The 15247-nt window shown below is 62.4% G+C and carries 13 protein-coding genes; 4 read left to right on the forward strand and 9 right to left on the reverse strand.

Annotation, left to right across the window (positions count from 1 at the left end; all coding sequences use genetic code 11):
- Window positions 1-174 precede the first annotated feature (174 nt).
- Window positions 175-1986, forward strand: a complete 1812-nt coding sequence (locus NFJ07_RS19195; protein ID WP_269996837.1) for an AMP-dependent synthetase/ligase — start codon at window positions 175-177, stop codon at window positions 1984-1986.
- Between the two features lie 99 nt (window positions 1987-2085).
- On the opposite strand, the gene NFJ07_RS19200 is transcribed toward NFJ07_RS19195, so the two are convergent.
- Window positions 2086-5481 carry a pyruvate carboxylase gene (locus tag NFJ07_RS19200; protein ID WP_269996839.1) on the reverse strand — a complete coding sequence of 1132 codons (3396 nt, stop codon included), beginning with the start codon at window positions 5479-5481 and terminating at the stop codon, window positions 2086-2088.
- Window positions 5482-5794: 313 nt separating this feature from the next.
- On the opposite strand from NFJ07_RS19200, the gene NFJ07_RS19205 reads away from it, so the two are divergent.
- A complete protein-coding gene (locus NFJ07_RS19205) occupies window positions 5795-6613 on the forward strand; it encodes a ParA family protein (RefSeq protein WP_269996841.1) in 819 nt (272 codons plus the stop codon).
- Between the two features lie 124 nt (window positions 6614-6737).
- On the opposite strand, the gene NFJ07_RS19210 is transcribed toward NFJ07_RS19205, so the two are convergent.
- From NFJ07_RS19210 to gcvH, 5 genes are all read right to left on the reverse strand, one after another.
- Entirely contained in the window at window positions 6738-7331 is a 594-nt protein-coding gene (locus NFJ07_RS19210; RefSeq protein WP_269996843.1) for a MerR family transcriptional regulator, read from the reverse strand.
- Between the two features lie 243 nt (window positions 7332-7574).
- Window positions 7575-8078: a bifunctional nuclease family protein gene (locus NFJ07_RS19215; RefSeq protein ID WP_234753890.1), complete on the reverse strand. Its 504-nt coding sequence runs from the start codon at window positions 8076-8078 to the stop codon at window positions 7575-7577.
- Window positions 8078-8794, reverse strand: coding sequence for a transcriptional regulator FtsR (gene ftsR / locus NFJ07_RS19220; protein WP_269996847.1), 717 nt, complete (start codon window positions 8792-8794; stop codon window positions 8078-8080). Before ftsR ends, NFJ07_RS19215 begins: the two co-directional genes overlap by 1 nt.
- A 20-nt stretch (window positions 8795-8814) precedes the next feature.
- Window positions 8815-9294: an FHA domain-containing protein gene (locus NFJ07_RS19225; protein WP_269996848.1), complete on the reverse strand. Its 480-nt coding sequence runs from the start codon at window positions 9292-9294 to the stop codon at window positions 8815-8817.
- A gap of 141 nt (window positions 9295-9435) precedes the next feature.
- The gene (gene gcvH, locus NFJ07_RS19230) at window positions 9436-9822 is read right to left on the reverse strand and encodes a glycine cleavage system protein GcvH (protein WP_269996851.1); all 387 of its coding nucleotides are present in this window, start codon (window positions 9820-9822) and stop codon (window positions 9436-9438) included.
- Between the two features lie 163 nt (window positions 9823-9985).
- On the opposite strand from gcvH, the gene NFJ07_RS19235 reads away from it, so the two are divergent.
- Complete coding sequence (locus NFJ07_RS19235) at window positions 9986-10888, forward strand: DNA-formamidopyrimidine glycosylase family protein (protein WP_269996853.1); 903 nt, start codon at window positions 9986-9988, stop codon at window positions 10886-10888.
- Window positions 10889-10937: 49 nt separating this feature from the next.
- Here NFJ07_RS19235 and NFJ07_RS19240 read toward each other — a convergent pair whose 3' ends face one another.
- The gene (locus NFJ07_RS19240; protein WP_269996855.1) at window positions 10938-12170 is read right to left on the reverse strand and encodes an MFS transporter; all 1233 of its coding nucleotides are present in this window, start codon (window positions 12168-12170) and stop codon (window positions 10938-10940) included.
- Between the two features lie 172 nt (window positions 12171-12342).
- On the opposite strand from NFJ07_RS19240, the gene NFJ07_RS19245 reads away from it, so the two are divergent.
- On the forward strand, window positions 12343-12789 hold the full coding sequence (locus NFJ07_RS19245) for a MarR family winged helix-turn-helix transcriptional regulator (protein WP_269996857.1): 447 nt from the start codon (window positions 12343-12345) through the stop codon (window positions 12787-12789).
- A 59-nt stretch (window positions 12790-12848) separates the two neighbouring features.
- Here NFJ07_RS19245 and NFJ07_RS19250 read toward each other — a convergent pair whose 3' ends face one another.
- The gene (locus NFJ07_RS19250) at window positions 12849-13199 is read right to left on the reverse strand and encodes a zinc ribbon domain-containing protein YjdM (protein WP_269996859.1); all 351 of its coding nucleotides are present in this window, start codon (window positions 13197-13199) and stop codon (window positions 12849-12851) included.
- A gap of 683 nt (window positions 13200-13882) precedes the next feature.
- Window positions 13883-15139, reverse strand: coding sequence for a hypothetical protein (locus NFJ07_RS19255; RefSeq protein ID WP_269996861.1), 1257 nt, complete (start codon window positions 15137-15139; stop codon window positions 13883-13885).
- Window positions 15140-15247 lie beyond the last annotated feature (108 nt).

The raw sequence follows: 15247 nt of genomic DNA on the forward strand, positions 1-15247 counted from the left end.
TTACATGCAGGCTGTACCGACGGAGCGCTCGCCCGCCCGCGTTGGCGGAATCCCACGCTTCACGTAAAGTTACTCATCAGTAACTTGAGTAAGGTGAATTGCGACACACCCATTACTTGGCCGTATAGAGTTAGAGCAGCCCCGCAATGGTCTGTTGATATCGAAGGAGCTATCGTGCGTGAATTCAGTGTTCCGCCCCTGGTGAATGTTGCCCCCGAAACCAACATCACGGACCTCGTGGTTCGTCAGGCCGCCAAGCCATCCAACCCGGCACTGTTTGCCAAGCTCAACAGCGCCGGCCAATGGCAGGACATCCGGGCAACGGACTTCCTCAAGGACGTATCGGCCCTGGCTAAAGGCCTGATCGCCAACGGCGTCAGTGTGGGCGACCGCGTGGGGATCATGTCCAGGACCCGTTACGAATGGTCCCTCGTGGACTTCGCTGTCTGGTTCGCAGGCGGCATTTCCGTGCCGATCTATGAAACGTCATCGCCGTCGCAAGTGGCCTGGAACCTCGGTGACTCCGGCGCAGTCGCGGCATTCGCCGAGTCAGCACACCACGAAGACGTCATCCGGCAGGCCGTCACGGCTGAAGGCCTCAGCTCAGTCGCCCATGTCTGGCAGCTTGAAGGCGGCGGCCTTGACGCCCTTCGCAGCGCCGGCAGCAGTGTCAGCGACGAGGAACTTGAGACGCGCCGCAGCAGCGCTGTGCTTGTCGACGTCGCCACGATCATCTACACCTCCGGCACCACGGGGCGCCCCAAGGGATGCGAACTCACACACGGCAACTTCGTGGAACTCTCGGAGAACGCCTTGGCTTCCCTCGGCGATGTCGTCAACGAGGACGCCAAGACCATCATGTTCCTCCCGTTGGCCCACGTCTTTGCCCGTTTCATCTCGGTCCTCGCCGTCGCCGCTGGCGCCCAAGTGGCACACACGCCGGATATCAAGAACCTGTTGGCGGACCTGCAGAGCTTCCAGCCGTCCTTCATCCTGGCTGTGCCGCGTGTCTTCGAGAAGGTCTTCAACTCGGCCCTCACGAAGGCAGAGGACGGTGGCAAGGGTGCCATCTTCCACAAGGCAGTGGACACGGCGATCGCCTACTCCAAGGCGCAGCAGTCGGGATCCGTCGGGTTGGTACTGAGGCTCAAGCACGCCGTCTTCGACCGTTTGGTGTACGGGAAGCTTCGCGCTGCCATGGGCGGCCACGTCAGCCACGCCGTCTCCGGTGGCGGCCCCCTCGGCGAACGGCTAGGCCATTTCTTCCACGGTATCGGCTTGCAGATCCTGGAAGGATACGGCCTGACAGAGACCACGGCACCCATTTCGGTCAACACCCCGTCCCTGATCAAGATCGGCACGGTGGGGGCCCCGCTCCCCGGCAATGCGGTCAGGATCGCCGACGACGGCGAAATCCTCGCCAAGGGCGTCTGCGTCATGAGGGGCTACTTCAAGCGGGACGACCTCGCCGCGGAGACCTTCGTGGACGGGTGGTTCCGGACAGGTGACATCGGCGAACTCGACGAACACGGTTTCCTTAAGATCACCGGCCGCAAGAAGGAAATCATCGTCACAGCCAGCGGCAAGAACGTTGTTCCTGCCCTGCTGGAGGACCAAATCCGTGCAGACGCCCTGGTGTCCCAAGTCCTTGTCATCGGCGACAACCGGCCCTTTATCGGCGCGCTGGTCACCCTCGACGAGGAAGCCCTGCCCGGCTGGCTCGAGCGCCACGGCCTTCCCTCGTCCACGACGACGACGGCTGCCGCGGACAACGCCCTCGTCCGGGCAGCCGTCCAGGAACTGATCAGCCACGCCAACCAGTCCGTCTCCCATGCGGAAGCGATCAAGTCGTTCCGGATTGTGCCGTCCGACTTCACCGAGGCTTCCGGCCACCTCACGCCGTCGTTGAAGGTCAAGCGCGCCCAGGTCATGAAGGATTTCGACGCCGTGATCGAGGAAATGTACTCGGCGCCCAAGGCTTCCTGACGCGCCGCACCCCGACGCATCGGTCAAAGCAAAAAAGGAAGGTCCCGGGCTCACAGCCCGGGACCTTCCTTGATGCGTGCTCCGCGGAGGAGCGGGCCGCTATTCGACCACGATCAATAGATCGCCGCCCTGGACCTGCTCCACGTTGTTGATGGCGAGGCGCGAGACCGTGCCGGCTACCGGCGTCGTGATGGATGCTTCCATCTTCATCGCCTCGATGGTGGCGACGGTGTCGCCGGCCTTGACGGCGTCGCCTGCTTTGACGGTCAGGGTCACGGCGCCGGCGAACGGCGCTGCCACCTGGCCGGGCTGGGACGCATCCGCCTTCTCTGCGGCCTTCACGTTGCTCACGACCGACTTGTCACGAACCACCACGGGACGGGACTGGCCGTTGAGCTTGCACATGACTGTGCGCATGCCCTTTTCGTCGGGCTCCGAGACTGCTTCCAAGGAGGCGATCAGGCGCACGCCCTTTTCGAGCTCCATGACGTGTTCGGCACCGAGCTGGAGACCATACAGGTAGTCGCGGGTATCGAGCACCGACAGGTTGCCGTAGGTGTCCACGCTCTTGAGGTAGTCCTTGGTGGGGCCCTCGAACAGCAGCCGGTTCAGGGTCCTCTGGCGGGACTTGGAATCGCCCTTGAGCGCAGCACTGTCTTCGGCGCTCAGTTCGACGTCGCGGACCTTGATGCTGCGGCCCTGGAGCGCCTTGGTGCGGAACGGCTCCGGCCATCCTCCGGGAGGATCTCCCAATTCGCCCGATAGGAAGCCGATGACGGAGTCCGGGATGTCGTAGTTCTGCGGGTTCTCGTTGAAGTCCGCCGGATCTGCATGGATTCCCACGAGGTGCAGCGCGAGATCGCCCACCACCTTGGACGAGGGCGTCACCTTGACCAAGCGGCCCAGGATACGGTCCGCGGCCGTGTACATGTCCTCAATGGCCTCGAAACGCTCGCCGAGGCCCAGCGCGATGGCCTGCTGGCGCAGGTTGGACAGCTGGCCGCCCGGGATTTCGTGCTGGTAGACCCGGCCTGTGGGACCGGGAAGCCCGGACTCGAACGGCGCATAGACCCGGCGGACCGCTTCCCAGTAGGGCTCCAGGGAGCTGACGCTGGCCAGGCTGAGTCCGGTGTCGCGCGGAGTATGTGCCAAGGCGGCCACAAGGGCCGACGCCGACGGCTGGCTCGTCGTACCGGCCAGGGACGCAGACGCGACGTCGACGGCGTCCACGCCGGCGTCCACGGCTGCCAACAGGGTGGCCAGCTGGCCGCCTGCGGTGTCGTGCGTGTGCAGGTGGACCGGAAGGTCGAAGCGTTCACGCAAGGCGGTGACAAGCTTGGCTGCGGCCGCCGGGCGAAGCAGGCCGGCCATGTCCTTGATGGCGAGGATGTGCGCACCGGCGTCGACGATCTTCTGGGCGAGGTCCAGGTAGTAGTCGAGGGTGTACAGGTTCTCGTTCGGGTCGAGGAGATCGCCGGTGTAGCAGAGTGCCACCTCGGCTACCGCGGTGCCAGTGGCCCGCACTGCGCGGATGGCCGGAGCCATCTGGTTGACGTCGTTGAGGGCGTCGAAGATGCGGAAGATATCGATGCCCGTTGCAGCAGCCTCGTTGACGAACGCCTCGGTGACTTCCTCCGGGTAGGGCGTGTACCCGACCGTGTTACGTCCACGGAGCAGCATCTGCAGGCAGACGTTGGGCAAGGCCTTGCGCAGGGCGGCCAGCCGGTCCCAAGGATCCTCACCGAGGAAGCGCAGTGCGACGTCGTAGGTGGCACCGCCCCAGGCTTCGACCGACAGCAGTTCCGGCAGCAGCGCGGAAACCGCAGGGCCCGCAGCGACGAGGTCGCGGGTACGGACACGGGTGGCAAGGAGCGACTGGTGGGCATCGCGGAAGGTGGTGTCCGTGACGGCCACAGCCTGCTGCTCGCGCAGCGCCTTCGCAAAACCTTCGGGTCCCAACTCCTGCAGCTTCTGGCGCGAGCCGGCCGGTGCAACGATCCCAGCAACCGATGGGAGCTTGGCTGCGGGGTCCGTGTGGACTTTGAGTTCGCCGTTGGGCTTGTTGACCGTCACATCGGCCAACCAGGTCAGCAGCTTGGTGCCGCGGTCCGCGGAGACGTGGGACTTCAGCAGTTCAGGGCGCTTGTCGATGAAGTCGGTCGCCACGTTGCCCGCAATGAAGTCCGGATCGGCAAGGACGGCCTGGAGGAAGGGGATGTTGGTGGACACGCCACGGATCCGGAACTCGGCCAAACCGCGCCGGGCGCGGGCCACGGCAGCCGGGTAGTCGCGTCCGCGGCAGGTCAGCTTGACCAGCATGGAGTCAAAGTGGGGGCTGATCTCGGCACCCGAGTAGACCGTGCCGCCGTCGAGACGGACACCCGCGCCACCTGCGGAACGGTAGCCGGTGATCTTTCCGACGTCGGGCCGGAAGCCGTTGGCGGGATCTTCCGTGGTGATGCGGCACTGCAGTGCGGCACCCTTGATGGATACCGACTCCTGGCTCAAGCCGAGGTCCGCAAGGGTCTCGCCCGATGCGATGCGCATCTGCGCCTGGACGAGATCTACGTCCGTGATTTCCTCAGTGACCGTGTGCTCAACCTGGATGCGCGGGTTCATCTCGATGAACACGTGCTGGCCGGCTCGTTCGCCCTCGGTGTCCACCAGGAACTCGACCGTTCCGGCGTTGACGTAGTTCAGGGCCTTCGCAAAAGCCACGGCATCCCGGTAGAGGGCCTGGCGAATGGACTCGTCCAGGTTGGGGGCCGGTGCGATTTCCACGACTTTCTGGTGGCGGCGCTGCAGGGAGCAGTCGCGCTCGAAGAGGTGCATGACGTTGCCCTCGGCATCGGCCAGGATCTGGACCTCGATGTGACGAGGACGCAGCACTGCCTGCTCCAGGAACATGGTGGGATCGCCGAACGCGGCGTCCGCCTCGCGCATGGCCGACTGGAGGGCTTCCGGAAGGTCCTCGCGGGTCTCTACCCGGCGCATGCCGCGGCCACCGCCGCCAGCTACAGCCTTGGCGAAGATCGGGAATCCGACCTCGTCGGCTGCGGCGATGAGCTCGTCGATGTCGCGGGACGGCGCGCTGGACTTCAAGACCGGTACGCCGGCCTTGCGGGCGGCTTCGAGTGCGGCGACCTTGTTACCGGCGAGCTCCAGCACCTCCGCCGGAGGGCCGATAAACGTGATGCCTGCCTCTTGGGCCGCCCGGGCGAGGTCCGGGTTCTCGGACAGGAATCCGTAGCCCGGGTAGATCGCGTCTGCACCCGATTCTTTGGCGACGCGGACGATTTCGGCTACGTCCAGGTAAGCGCGGACCGGATGACCTTCCTGGCCGATCAGGTAGGCCTCATCGGCCTTCTGCCGGTGGATCGAGTTGCGATCCTCATACGGGAAGACCGCTACGGTCTTGGCGCCCAGTTCATAGCTAGCGCGGAAGGCCCTGATCGCGATTTCGCCGCGATTAGCCACCAGAATCTTGGAAAACATGCTTCTCCTGCATCATTGCGGGTGTAACGGTCGGTGGTCACAGTGTGTAAGACCTCCATACCCAAACACAAATCTTTGTGGTGACAGTCACACAGGGATTCGTCACGAGCAGTGTACCTTCGCGCACGATGCAGTTTCACGTGCTAAAAGGCGATCGAGTAACAAGCGGCCCAAGCCGTTCCGGGCTGATAAGGCAGGAATCGGCGTCCACTCAACATATGATGTTGAAGGGCAGCGGCAGGGCCCCGGTTCCGGCAAGGCCGGAACACAAGCACCGCGACACGGCAACCGGCGTTAGGTTTTGGGTTTTCAAGTGCAAGTAGTCAGCATCAGCAGCCTCAAAGGCGGCGTGGGCAAGACATCCGTAACCACTGGGCTAGCCTCGGCCGCACTGGCCGCAGGCATCCCCACCCTTGTTGTGGACTTGGATCCCCATGCCGACGCCACCACGGCCCTTGGCGTCCAGGCCGGCGACCAGCTCGACATTGGCCGTATGCTCAAGAACCCCCGCAAGGCCAGGCTCTTGGAGAACGTGGTCAGCAGCGGCTGGGTTGACCACGCGCGCGGCAATGGCGGAGGGACGGCCCTTGATGTCGCCGTCGGATCCGCCTACACCGGAATCTACGATCGGCCGGATCTCGGGCGGCGCGATCTCCGTCGCCTGGCTACGGTCCTTGCCCCGGCCGAAAAGTACGAGCTGGTGCTCGTCGACTGTCCGCCATCCCTCAACGGCCTCACCCGTATGGCGTGGAGCGCGAGTGACCGCGTGGTCCTTGTCGCCGAACCGGGACTCTTCTCGGTAGCCGGCACGGAGCGCACCATGCGCGCCATCCAACTGTTCCGCCAGGAGTTCGCTCCCCAGCTGGCTCCTGCAGGGATTGTTGCCAACCGGGTCCGGCCCGCCTCGTCCGAGCACACGTTCCGCCTCGCGGAGATGGAATCGATGTTCGGCGATCTCTTGCTGGCACCGCATATTCCGGAGCAGGCGAACTGGCAGCAAATCCAGGGTGCCGCCCACGCCGTACATCACTGGCCTGGCGACTCCGCCAAGAACACCGCCAAGCTGTTTGACTCTCTTCTGGAGAACATGCTGTCCTCAAACAACGGCACGCGGGAACGCCGCAAGCGCTGACGAAGGCTGGGGAATCTGCGAGGCAGAAGCTACTCCCCTTCGAGAATAGCGATGAAGCCGCCTTCCTGTTGGAAGGCGGCTTCATTGGTCTTCAGTAACCGCTCGCGGCGATCCCGACGGCGGTTCAGCCTGTGCGGCGCGCGGAGCGGCGCTTACTGAGTTCGTCGTCCGGAAAGGACTGTTCTGCAGCGTGCTCGCTTGGGAGCGCAGCAAGGCTGCCCTCGACTTCGCGCCACACGCGGCCTACTGCGATGCCGAATACGCCTTGGCCACCTTGCACCAGGTCAATGACTTCGTCCGCGGAAGTACATTCATAGACACTCGCGCCATCGCTCATGAGCGTGATTTGCGCCAGGTCTTCCACTCCGCGTTCACGCAAATGTTCAACGGCCGTGCGGATCTGCTGGAGGGACACACCTGTGTCCAGGAGGCGCTTGACGACTTTGAGGACCAGGATGTCCCGGAAGCCGTAGAGCCGCTGCGATCCGGAACCAGCGGCGCCGCGCACAGCGGGTTCAACAAGTCCTGTACGTGCCCAGTAGTCCAGCTGGCGGTAGGTAATCCCTGCCGCCTTGCACGCCGTGGGACCACGGTAGCCGGCATCTTCATCCAGGACCGGAAGGTCCTCGGTGAAAAGCAGACCCTGGGCACCGCTTGCGGGTACAGCAATGCCTGTCGAGGCCTGCTTTAGCTCGCCTGCTTCGCCTTTGGGACTCACGTGACCCTCCTTGTCAGAAGTTCCCTTGGGGATGGTGCATGCGGGGATCAACACGAAAAGGGAAAATGCACTCGTGTAATTTCAACGCGTCCGCACCTTTCAGTGTGACTTGCGCGAGTCCTGTATGCAACGGGAACTTGATATCTTCGACGTTAGGCGTGCAGGGGCCTCAGGTCAAAGACGTCCGGACGATTTTCAAATCGTGTCGAAACTTTCACCCTCAACTTTAACCTTAGGCTGCCTTCAGCCTTCGAAATCCTCCGGCTCCACGTCATCCAGGAACTCCCGGAAGCGGCGCAATTCCCGTTCTTCGTCAACTTCGGGACCCGGCTCGGTATCTTCGCCTTCGTCGTGTTCGGTGATCCGGACACCGGCTTCATCCATGACGGCGTCGGCGCACCAGATGCGGCATTTCGCCCGCAACGCAAGCGCCAGCGCGTCGGAAGCGCGGGAACTCACCACCGTGCCGTCGTCGAACTGGAGCTGACCGTAGAAGATGTTGTCCTCGACCGCCACAATGTTCACACTGATGATCGTGTGGCCAAGTGCCTCAACGACGTCGATCATCAGATCGTGGGTCATGGGCCGGGGCGGTACCACACCTTGTTGGGCCAGGGCGATGGCACTGGCTTCGGGCGTGCCGATCCAGATGGGAACGTGGCGTTCCCCGTGCATCTCACGCAGGAGGACCAGAGGCTGGTTTGAAGGCAGTTCAATCCGCACTCCAACGATCTCGACCTCAATCATCATGCGTCCATACGGGAGATACGGTCCTGCACCAAGGCTCGATGCAGGCTGAGGCAGAGTTCGCTGATTTCCCTGGCGGCTTCCGCAGCCCGGGATTGCGATGCCGCATCCTTGCGGGACGTCAGAGGAGCGACAACCCGCTCCACCAAGCCGAATTCGCGCTCGGCTGCCGCTTGGAACGGACGGAGGTGCCGCGGCTCAAGTCCGTGGCCTTCAAGTTGGACGCACGCACGCGCCACTTGCAGGGCGTGCTCGTCGAATTTGCCGTTGACGTGGCTGATGAGCCCGAAACTGAGGAGGGACTGCAATAGCGGGACGCTGGCCCCGGATTCCGTCCGCAACTGTTCCTCACTCAAGGCGCGTGCGCGGCCCTGCAGCTCAGCTGCAAGCTCGTCCGAGACAATCCGAGGGGAAACCGACACCCCCGGTGGGAGGTTATCGGGACGCTCGCCTCGGTCAATCGCGTCAAGGTAGTCCTTGATGACTTTGAGGGGCAGGTACTGGTCACGCTGGAGGGCCAGCACGAAGCGCAGACGCTCGACGTCGCTTTCGGCGTATTGCCGATACCCGGCAGGCGTGCGCTTCGGGTTGATCAGTCCCTTTTCCTCGAGAAAACGGATCTTGGACGCCGTCATGGTGGGAAAGTCGTCGCTGAGTTGAGCGAGAACCTCTCCGATGTTGAGGACCTGCGGTCCTCGCCGTTCCGGCTGGGGCATTGCCACAGGCGTACCCGGAATCAGTCTTGGCCTGCTGCGCGGGCAGGGCTCAGGTAGTAGGTGAGGCGGAACTTCCCGATCTGGACCTCGCTGCCGTTCTTGAGCAGCACGTTGTCCACCCGGTCTTGGTTGACGTAGGTGCCGTTGAGACTTCCGGTGTCCACCACTTCAAAGCCCTCGCGGGTGCGTACGAATTCCACATGCTTGCGCGAAACCGTCACATCATCCAGGAAGATGTCCGCATCCGGGTGGCGGCCGGCAGTGGTGGTGTCCGAGTCCAGAAGGAACCGTGCACCCGCATTGGGGCCGGTGTGAGCAATCAGCAAGGCCGAGCCAGGAGGCAATGCCTGGACAGCAGCGCGTTCCTCGGCTGCCAGAGGCGGGCGGTCATCCGGCTCGTGGTGCCGCACGGGCGTGAGCTGGATTGAGGTGGTCTCCGAGGTTGGCTGTTCTACAGCACCGTGCTCGTCCCGGGCGTGGTTCCGCTTGCCGCCAACCATGGAAATCCTCCTCATCCGCCGGCAGTTGTCATCAACCGCCGGTTACGCATCTGCCCGGTTCCACCAGGCCAAACAGGTCGCTGGCCCGCCGCCGCCGCTCCCCTGTTCCAGGGAGAACCGACTTGGCGGGCCAGATACCATTTAGCCTACCTGTTGTTCGTACTCTGACGCACTGAGAAGGCTTTCGATGGCGTCAGCCTCCGAAAGCTTTACTTCGAACAGCCAGCCGTCACCGTAGGGATCCGAGTTGATCAGGGCAGAGTCGGTGTCGAGAGACTCGTTGCGGGAGACAATTTCGCCGCTGACGGGGGCGTAGATGTCACTCACGCTCTTCGTGGACTCGACTTCACCCACGACGTCGTTGCCCTTCACCGTGGTGCCGGGCTCGGGCAGCTGGGCGTAGACGACATCGCCGAGTGCATCCTGGGCGAAGTCCGTGATGCCGACGCGCACGACGCCGTCTGCATTCGGGGCACTGACCCATTCGTGTTCGGCGGTGTAGGAAAGATCGGCAGGAATGTTGCTCATGAGTCGCCTTTCATCGGGACATTTCGGACCACGACGGCAGCCCGGTCATCCGGCCACCGCTGAAAGTATAAGCACATCCACGCCCCCTCCCCACAGGTGTCTGGAATGATTGGAACCAGACTCGAGCCGCATAGTCCTGCAACGCCGCCGAAGGAGCGCGATCATGCCGGAACTGCCCGAAATCACTGCCTTGACAGAATTTCTGGACGAACGGCTATCCGGGGCGCAGCTCACGCAGTTCCTCCTGCCATCGGCGTTCGCCCTGAAAGTAGCGGATGTTCCCCATGAATCGCTGATCGGGCGGACAGTCGGATCCGTCTGCCGGCGGGGAAAATTTCTCATTTTCGAGATCGCTCCTGCTCTTGAGGAACGTGCGGAAGGCGACACCGAAGGGCCGCTCTACTTAATCGTGAACTTCGCAAAGTCCGGCTGGCTGCTGTTCACCGAGCACCAGCCTGGCGCCGAGGCTAACGCGGCGGGCGGCTACTTCGCCGCGCAACTGGGCTTTTCGAACAATAGCCACAATTACGGTGTCACCCTCACGGACACCGGCACGTGGAAGGGACTGGCCATCTTCATCGTTCGCGAGCCTGTGGAGGTCCATGGGATTGCCGAGCTGGGCCCGGAGCCCCTTGACGTTAGCTTCGGCCTGGATGAGTTCCGCAGGCTTTTCACGAAGAGGCAGCAGATCAAAGGTGTGTTGAAGAATCAAAAGCTCGTGGCGGGTATTGGCAACGCCTACAGCGACGAAATCCTGCACGCGGCGAAGCTGTCTCCCGTCGCCCATGCCTCTTCACTTGAGCCGGATGCGGTGGAGCGCCTTTTCAGGGCAATGAAGGACATTCTCAGTGGAGCCATCAAGGAGTTCTCGGGCAAGAAGCCTGACGAGCTCAAACCCTCCAAGAAAGCCTCCATGCGCGTGCACGGCAGGACCGGCGAGCCTTGTCCGGTCTGCGGGGACACCGTGCGGGAGGTTACCTTCGTGGGGACTTCGCTGCAGTACTGCCCCACGTGCCAGACCAACGGCGCGATCCTTGCCAAACGGGGCCACGACGAAGACTCCTGATTCGCCGATAGCCCGCCACATTCCGGCGGCGGGCTTTCCTGCGTGTCGCTCAGGCGACCGGAGACGCCTCCGGTTCGCGTACGACGTCGGGGGCTGCTTCCGGGGCGATAGCAGACTGCGCCGCTCCCCCAGGCCGGGCCGCTGCCGCGGCGGCGATCATGACGAGCAGGGCCGCTGCAGTGATGGCAGCCCCGGCCCAGATCGGCGAGGTGTAGCCCAAGCCCATCGTGATGGTGACGCCGCCCAGCCAGGCGCCGAGGGCGTTGCCCACGTTGAAGGCGCCGATATTCGCGCCGGAGGCGAGGGTGGGCGCGGTGGCGGCAAAATGCATGACGCGCATCTGCAGGCCCGGCACCGTGGCGAAGCCGAAGCCGCCCATGAGTGCCAGCGAGAACAGGGTGGCCACCGGGCTCGCGGCGGTCAGGGCGAAGAACACGAGCACCAGCACCAGGCCCGCGAGGATCACCACGAGGGTTTTATCGATTGATTTGTCGGCCGCTTTGCCGCCGGCAATGTTGCCGACGAACAATCCGGCGCCAAATAGGACCAGGAGCCAAGGGACGGCGTGGGGATCGAATCCGGAGACGTCGGTCAGGGTGAAGGCGATGTACGTGAAGGCACCGAACATGCCGCCGAAGCCGAGGATGGTGACGATGATGGAGAGCCACACCTGGCCGGACTTGAAAGCGCCAAGCTCGCTGCGGAGGCTGCTGGCGTCGGCCCCTTCCTTGGTGCGCTTGGCGCGAGGGACCATGAGGGCAATGCCGATGAGGGCGACCACGCCGATAATGGTGATGGCCCAGAACGTGGACCGCCAGCCGAGGTTCTGGCCAAGGAAGGTACCGAAGGGAACACCCAGCACGTTGGCGGCGGTGAGACCCGTGAACATGATGGCAATGGCTCCGGCCTTCTTGTGGGCCGGGACAAGGCCGGCTGCGACCACTGAGCCGATACCGAAGAAGGCTCCGTGACAGAGGGCGGCGACAATGCGCCCGATCAGCATGGCCGGGTAGCTGTCCGCGATGGCGGAGAGGAAGTTGCCCGCGATGAACAGGACGAGGAGCCCGATCAGCACGGGCTTCCGGGGCAAGAGTGTGACCGCCGCCGTGACCAGGAGGGCACCGACAACGACGCTCAGCGCATAGCCGGTGATGAACCAGCCGGCGGCGGCTTCGCTGACTCCGAAATCGGTGGCAATCTCGGGCAAGAGGCCCATGATGACGAATTCGGTCAAGCCAATGCCGAATCCGCCGAGGGCAAGGGCGATCAACCCTGCAGGCATGTTGTGCTCCTTTGTGGGGATGGATTCCCGTCAGACTGGAAGTGCGCCGACGAGAACCGTAGAATATTAGTTGCAGACGCTGCATACATAGTTGCACACGCCATGTAATTGCGCAAGCAACTACTTTGCGTGCGTCTGGTTTCTTCATCAATCGGCAGGAGTTACGGGAGACATGGGCATCAAGGACGACGCCGTTGAGGTGCGCGCGCAGGGGTGGCGGACTCTCGCTGCCTTGCACGGCAACATCGAGGCGGCACTGGAGAAGGCACTGCAGTCGGCCGCGGATCTTTCGGTGGTCGAGTACACCGTCCTGGACGCATTGAGCCGCCAGGACGGCTGGCACATGCGGATGCAGCAGCTCGCCAGGGCAACAGCCCTTTCCAGCAGCGCCACCACGCGCTTGGTGAACCGGCTCGAAGACCGCGCGCTATTGACCAGGATCCTGTGCGCTGACGACCGCCGCGGCATCTACACGGAGCTTACCGATGCCGGCCAGAAGCTCTTGCTGGCGGCCCGGCCGGTGCACGACGAAACGCTCGCGGAGTCGCTGGCGGCCGCAGAGTCGGTGCCGGAGCTTGAGCCGCTGGTCAAGGCGTTGGGGGCGTTGCAGGGGGTCTGAGGGCGTTGCTTCGTGGGGCGCGGCGCTTCGCGTGCCTCGTGGGGGGCGCGTGGGCGCGTTTAGACCTTTTTGACGACGCTTGACTTGAGCTGCATGGGGCCGAAGCCGTCAACCTTGCAGTCGATGTCGTGGTCCCCCACGCCGTTCACGAGGCGGATGTTGCGGACCTTCGTACCGACCTTAATGGCCGTGGCGCTCCCCTTGACCTTGAGGTCCTTGATCACGGTCACGGTGTCCCCGTCTGCGAGCACATTGCCGACGGCATCCTTGATCTCCGTTGACCCGGCTTCTGCTTCATCAGACACCGTGGGCGACCATTCGTGCGCGCATTCGGGGCAAACCAGCAAAGCGCCCATCTCGTAGGTGTATTCGCTGGCGCATTCGGGGCAAGGGGGAAGTGTTTCGCTCACCGTCCAATGATAGTTGGGGTCGGTCCAACACGGAGACGGCGGCCTGGGCACACGTAGACGCTCGGCAAGAACCCCGAGATCTCGCGGAATTGAACACGTAGATGGGAACTGCAGACCACTTAATTCTTGGATTTGACCACTTAGACGGCAAATGTCGGCCATATATTGCCCATGCCCGAGAAATCGAAAGTTGGTGCATGAACCGTGCAGTTGCCTACATGGGGCCTCGTCCTAGGCTGGCTGGTCGTGAGCATATATCTTCGCACGCTGAAGTTCTTCGTACTGATGACAGTTTGTGCCGTGCCTGGGTTAGTCGCGCGTGCTGCGTCGACGCTTTTTGCTGAACCCTTGCATTTGACGGCAAGTCAACAGGACGGGTTGAACGTCTTCTCTTCTATCTGGATCTACCTGACGCTGATCTTTTTCGTAGGTATTCGGCGAATGACCGGGACAAGGTGAGGCTGCCGGCTCGGACACCGTCCGATTCTGCTGGATCATTCTCCTTGCCGAAGTTTCAGGTTCCGTGATTCCGCGGATCCGGAATCTATCCATTCGAATGATTGAGCAGAATCCGACATCCGAGCGCACACGATCCCATCGGAGCAGCAAATTCCAACGACTACCGGCTGCAACACCAACGCTTAAACGCGAAAGTCCCGGGTAGCAGGCCAACTCTCCTCGGGCTACTTGTTCAGTGCCTTGACTAGGTCGATCACATGCGAAAAGGCAGAGACCGACACCCCGTCCTCTTTTTCCGTGTTGACGTCAGTGACGTAGCTCTTTCCGAACGCCCTATCAACGAGTTCCAGCCTGGCCGCATCTACCGATGCCTGATCTTCTACATTCGCTAGGAACGGGCCCATGGTCCGCAGTTCGAGGGCCATGCGTTTGCTTGCCGTTGAGCCGCTGATGAATCGCGCCCCCAGTCGTATCAATACGGTTGCCCCAGAAGCCGCGATGATGCCGATCGAAAGCCTCGCCGCCAACTGCTGCCATTGCTTCTCAGGCGAACCCGTTTGGTCAACAAGAATCCACAGCAATGGCAGGGTGGCTAGGATCAGAACCATGGCCCCGGCGCCATACAATCCGAGCCCCCAGCGCTTTGAGTTGGTGGCCTCATTCTCGAAATCGCTAGCCAATTTGCCGGCAGCGGCTGCACTGGTGATGTTGGCAAACTCTGTTTCTTGCTTTTTCAGGGATTCGAGCATCTTGGAGACCTCGTTGCGAGCCCTTCCAAAGTGCCCCTTGTGTTCTGCAACAATGTCGGTCCAGTCCTCTTGCCGGTCCTCGATCCATTTCGTGAAATTGAGAGTGTTCTTCTCCTTTAGTTGGTCTATGGATTCAAGACCCGACTGAATGACAGAGTCCATCCTCGCCTTTTCTGCGTCCACGGATGCCTCGACTACGGAAGCCCGGTTCCCGACGACTTCAAAATGGGCATCCGCTTCGGTCTTGCGGCTGTCGACATGCCTATTCATGGCTTCAATCGCCCCCGCGAGACCAGCGAACTCGGCTTGCATCTGCTCGATCTGCCTGCGCTGAGCCTGAATGAGGTCTTCATACAACGTCTCCATCCGAATGGCCTGTGCCCCGTTCAGGAGCGGCTGAGGCCACGTACCAGCAGCCATCAGTGCGTTCTCCGCGCAGGTCCGGGCAGTTTCGGAGTAGTGCGCGTAGCCTTGCACACCAGGGTGAGCCCTGAGTTGTTCAACCGATGCGCTGATCTGTTGATGAACGGGCACAAGCATCAGGTCGTTGACAAACGGACTCATGACAGATGCTGTGCTTCGAAACGATCGAAGATGGTCTGCTATGAACTGAATCCTGTTCAGGATGGTGACCTCATCTCCCTGGAGAGTGGGGGATATCCTTTCGATCTGGGCCTTCAGTTCGTCACAGACGGTCCAGATTGGAAAGTTTTCGAATTCGCTTTTGAGCATGGCGTTTCTCCGGTTTCACTGATTCTTCGCTCACCTTATTGCCAGCGGTGATCCAATGATGCGGAGACCCGCGGGCGCCGCCGTTCGGGTCTAAACCAATTACCGCTT

The organism is Arthrobacter sp. B2a2-09 (genome assembly GCF_027587375.1).
In the GTDB taxonomy this organism is placed as follows: domain Bacteria; phylum Actinomycetota; class Actinomycetes; order Actinomycetales; family Micrococcaceae; genus Arthrobacter.

What these genes read in the sequence shown, in the direction of transcription:
- ftsR (WP_269996847.1), bottom strand. Translation starts at nt 8,794, where the DNA reads ATGCCCCAGCCGGAACGGCGAGGACCGCAGGTCCTCAACATCGGAGAG.
- NFJ07_RS19255 (WP_269996861.1), bottom strand. Translation starts at nt 15,139, where the DNA reads ATGCTCAAAAGCGAATTCGAAAACTTTCCAATCTGGACCGTCTGTGAC.
- NFJ07_RS19245 (WP_269996857.1), top strand. Translation starts at nt 12,343, where the DNA reads ATGGGCATCAAGGACGACGCCGTTGAGGTGCGCGCGCAGGGGTGGCGG.
- NFJ07_RS19215 (WP_234753890.1), bottom strand. Translation starts at nt 8,078, where the DNA reads ATGATTGAGGTCGAGATCGTTGGAGTGCGGATTGAACTGCCTTCAAAC.
- NFJ07_RS19235 (WP_269996853.1), top strand. Translation starts at nt 9,986, where the DNA reads ATGCCGGAACTGCCCGAAATCACTGCCTTGACAGAATTTCTGGACGAA.
- NFJ07_RS19225 (WP_269996848.1), bottom strand. Translation starts at nt 9,294, where the DNA reads ATGGTTGGCGGCAAGCGGAACCACGCCCGGGACGAGCACGGTGCTGTA.
- NFJ07_RS19240 (WP_269996855.1), bottom strand. Translation starts at nt 12,170, where the DNA reads ATGCCTGCAGGGTTGATCGCCCTTGCCCTCGGCGGATTCGGCATTGGC.
- gcvH (WP_269996851.1), bottom strand. Translation starts at nt 9,822, where the DNA reads ATGAGCAACATTCCTGCCGATCTTTCCTACACCGCCGAACACGAATGG.
- NFJ07_RS19200 (WP_269996839.1), bottom strand. Translation starts at nt 5,481, where the DNA reads ATGTTTTCCAAGATTCTGGTGGCTAATCGCGGCGAAATCGCGATCAGG.